A 1,395-nucleotide genomic window follows, 5' to 3' on the forward strand; every position below is an offset into this window, starting at 1 on the left:
AAGGATCACCGCAATCAGCTAACTGACTTGCTGCCCCTTCTTGCCATTGCTGACGTGTGACCAGACCCAACACAATGGCATCTTCTAAGTCGTGCACGCCATACGCAATATCATCGGCGAGCTCCATAATGGAGCAGTCGAGGGATTTAAAGCGCGTTTTGCTGTGCTCTAAATCGGAGTCTGGTCGATAGCGCATTTGGCTCAACAGGCTTTTGTCATTCTGGCTGAGTGGAGCGATAACCCAATCAAACAGATCTTTATCGCAATCGTAGATGCCTTTCGCTGGGCTCCATTCTTTGGCTTTTAATCGGCGTTGATGTTCTGCAGGGTTTGGCAGCTTGACTGAACGAGTCTGACTGATGAGTGCTGGGTATTTGATCAAACCTAACAAAGTTCGGCGCGATAGATTCATCCCGAAGTGCTCAGTGTATGGCTCCAATTTGGTCACAATACGAAAAGTCTGCGCATTGCCTTCAAAGCCACCATGGTCACGCATCATATAGTTCAATGCGACTTCACCACCGTGTCCGTATGGTGGGTGGCCAATATCGTGCGCGAGACACAGAGAGTCAATCAAACTGTCCGAGGGCAATAGTTCTTTAAATTCAGACTGTTTCTTTTTGAGTTGCGCGACAATACCCGTGCCTAATTGGGCCGCTTCTAACGAGTGGGTAAGTCGACTTCTATGAAAGTCTTCCAAGCTGTTGCCATGAACTTGAGTTTTCGCTTGTAGGCGTCGAAATGCCGCAGAGTGCAGGATTCTCGCTCTATCACGTTGATAGGGGCTGCGGTGGTCATCACGGCGGATTTTATGCTCATCATCGTGGCGCTCTTGCCACAAAGAGTGTAATTCAAACGACACGTTTATCTCCATAAACTAAACTGGCTAACTGATTTCATCCAGCGATAGCTCAAAGCTTGGGGCGAATGTATTAAGGAAGTATTCCATTTCTGGCGTTTTACGTTCTTGTAAAGTGACGTCTAGGCGCTTTTTCGCTAAGGCAAACTCATGGTTACCTGCGCTTAGTTCTTCCAAACATTTTAAGTACGCACAGATGGAGTCGGCCTGTTTTACTATCTGAGAGTCTTCTTCGTGAGACGAATGAGAAAGTAGAAATGGGGCAAAATCTTCCTGAAATTCTTCCGGCAACATAGAAAGTAATTTGTGCTCGGCAGCGGCTTCTATCTTCTTATATTCTTTTGCGATTTCGGGATTGTAGTACTTAACGGGAGTAGGCAAATCACCAGTGAGCACTTCACTTGAATCGTGATACATCGCGAGAAGAGCAATGCGTTCAGGATTAAGCGTGCCGCCGAACTTTTTGTTTTTAATTAACGCGAGTGCGTGAGCGACAAATGCGACTTGTAAGCTGTGTTCCGAAACGTTTTCTGGTG

Annotated in this window: 2 protein-coding genes; both read right to left on the minus strand. The window is 46.7% G+C overall.

The genetic code is table 11. The annotated features are described in order from the left end of the window. Window positions 1-874, minus strand: an 874-nt coding sequence (locus tag R7O12_RS24870) for an anti-phage deoxyguanosine triphosphatase (RefSeq protein ID WP_318126722.1), incomplete at its 3' end; no start/stop codon positions are given. Between the two features lie 12 nt (window positions 875-886). Beyond that, the coding region (yfbR, locus tag R7O12_RS24875; protein WP_318126724.1) for a 5'-deoxynucleotidase at window positions 887-1,395 on the minus strand (509 nt) is incomplete at its 5' end.

Source organism: Vibrio sp. Vb1574, from assembly GCF_033338675.1.